Consider the following 2,500-nt stretch of genomic DNA (forward strand, 5'->3'; position numbering starts at 1 on the left):
CTGGACGAAGCAGGGCAGTGGCGGCGCGGTGCGGTCAGCATCCGGGGCTCGCTCCTGCAGCCGCCGCCGGCACGGGAAGTGCCCGCCTTGATGGCGCAGTGGCTCGCCTGGCTTGACGCTGACGGGCAGCAGGACGACCTGATCACGCGGGCAACCCTGGCACATCATGGCTTCTTGGCGGTGCATCCCTTTCGTGACGGCAACGGGCGCACCGGACGCCTGCTGCTCAATCTGCTCCTGATGCGTGGCGGTGCGCCACCCGCCCTGCTGCTCCAAGAATGGCGGCTCGGCTACCTGGAAGCCCTCGCACAGGCGGATCGCGGGCGCTGCGGGCCGCTCCTGAACCTGGTGGGTCGTGCGGTCGAAAGCGGCCTCGATCTCTATCTGGAAGCCTGCGACGCCACCCCAGACGCGCTCTGGCTGCCCCTGAGCACGCTGGCCGCGGCCTCACCCTACAGTGCCGAATACCTGGCGCTGCTCATTCGCAAAGGGCGGCTGGAAGGCTCCAAACGCGGCGGGCGCTGGCACAGCACTTCAGCCGCGCTGGCCCGCTACCACGACGACATCGCTCACGGGCGCATCCCGCGGGGCCGTCCCCCGGGAACCACGCGGGATGCGCCAAGCGAAGCATAGCGCTGCGGTGCAGTGCCGGGAGACAGCGCGAGCGCAGCGACCTTTTCCGTATGGTTCATCGGCAGATCCTCACCCGGCGCTCTTAGCCAATCGGTCAATGATGCGCCAGGGCAGCCACGCTGTCAAGCTGTTTTTTGCCACTATGGCACATCAGCTTCCGGGTTCAGCGGGAATAATTTGCCATAGTGGCAAATTATCGGGATGGCCGACGAACCAGCCGGACGCTGAGGCAGAGGGGTCTGCGCCCACGCGCAGGTTCGCGCTGGGCCATCGTCGCAGCAAGCACAGCGATCCAGCAAAAGAACGTGGGCAGGCGTGGCACACCCTCGCCGAGAACGGACAGACTTGAAGGCACTCCATCCCATCAGACCGCATGATCATCGGGTGGGCATCGTAACGCACAGCGAGCCAGCGCATCGTTGCACACAGCACAGACCATGCTGGCTCTATGGCTCACAACAATGCGCCTGATCCTGTCTATCCAGGATGGCGTAGTGTCCCCACGGACGAAGCTACGACAGGTGCTGCAATGAGTGGCGGCAGCGCGTAGCAAGCAGCGTGCGCATACCAGCCTCCGCACGTTCATGCGCTACTTTTCAAGACTTCCGAGCTAGGTAGACATCCTGCCAGGGCGTGCCGCGCGATGCGCGCCGGTAGGATTCGACCAATTCAAAATCCTGTAAGAGTTCATCTCGTACATATTGGAATGGACTAAAAGAGGCATAGCGATTCGTACCTACCTCATTTGGATCAGGTGACGGACCACCTAAAGGCTGTCCATTGAGAAACGCGGTCTGCGCGTCTGGTGGTAACGCCGGTAGATAATAATCGCCATGTGTCGTAAACAAAATGTACCCGCCTGGACGTAGGATTCGTCTGAACTCTCGCATCCAAGCCATCTGCAGCGCGACATCCCAATGGGTAAAGGTCGAGAAGGCATAGATCAGGTCAAACATAGCGTCGGGATAGTGCAGTGGCGGTTCAAGGCGGTTCTGATCGATGCTGGCAAAGGGAGTCACGCGACGGCACCACATCACGAGCTCAGGATTGTAATCAACGCCATAGAGTTGAAACTGCGCAGCGCGCGATTTCCAATGGCGCAGGACGCGGCCACATCCGCAACCGAAGTCCAGGAAAGTCATGTCTTGATACATGTAAACACCTCAAATTATGCTCAGTACACAGATTTTATTACGATCAAGACGAAGCACCTTCCCTGGAGACTGATAATCACCGGCCACGCGCCGCCCTCGGCGTGATCAATCTCGACAGCTATGTCACCCAGTACAGCCACAGCGTCCCACAGCGCCGCCTCGGGCGCAACGCCTGGAGCCTGGAGGCCAGTGGCATTGATGATCTCATGGAGAAGATCCGCCAGGCCGGCCCAACGCTCGCAGAGTATGCCGGGGTAAAGCCCTTCTACGGTATAAAGACCGGCTTCAACGAAGCCTTTCTCATCGACACCCCAACCAGAGACCGCCTGATCCGCGACGACCCCCAGTGTGCCGCGATCATCAAGCCCTACCTACGCGGGCAAGACATCAATCGAAAAACTCCCCATCGCACCAGCAACCGACGCCATTCGCGAAGCAGTCGAGCCAGCGGTGACGCAACTCATCGCCATCACGCAGCGCGAGCAACAGGCACAGCGGGACACCCTCGACTGGCTGCAAAGCGAGTTCGATTTAGAAAATCTAGGCCAAAAACTAAACGACTTTGCCAGCCTAAGCGAAACCGAATTTATCGAGGAGGTCAAAAAGCGCCGCCCCAAAACAGCAGGCAAACTCTCACCATCGGGGCTACGCGCCCTACGCAACGGCTACCACGAGCAAGCCCCACCCATACAACAGAACCGCGCCAACGCCCT

At 60.3% G+C, this 2,500-nt stretch carries 3 protein-coding genes; 2 read left to right on the top strand and 1 reads right to left on the bottom strand.

Translation table 11 applies throughout. The features are described 5' to 3' along the window. Positions 1–633 (top strand): Fic family protein (locus EKD05_RS25325; protein ID WP_165360992.1); only part of this gene is annotated, 633 nt, incomplete at its 5' end. A 596-nt stretch (positions 634–1,229) separates the two neighbouring features. On the opposite strand, the gene EKD05_RS25330 is transcribed toward EKD05_RS25325, so the two are convergent. Then, entirely contained in the window at positions 1,230–1,787 is a 558-nt protein-coding gene (locus EKD05_RS25330) for a class I SAM-dependent methyltransferase (protein ID WP_129678413.1), read from the bottom strand. 450 nt (positions 1,788–2,237) lie between these two features. On the opposite strand from EKD05_RS25330, the gene EKD05_RS25335 reads away from it, so the two are divergent. Beyond that, positions 2,238–2,500 (top strand): hypothetical protein (locus EKD05_RS25335; protein WP_165360993.1); only part of this gene is annotated, 263 nt, incomplete at its 3' end.

This window comes from Candidatus Chloroploca sp. Khr17 (assembly GCF_004138165.1).
Lineage (GTDB): Bacteria > Chloroflexota > Chloroflexia > Chloroflexales > Chloroflexaceae > Chloroploca.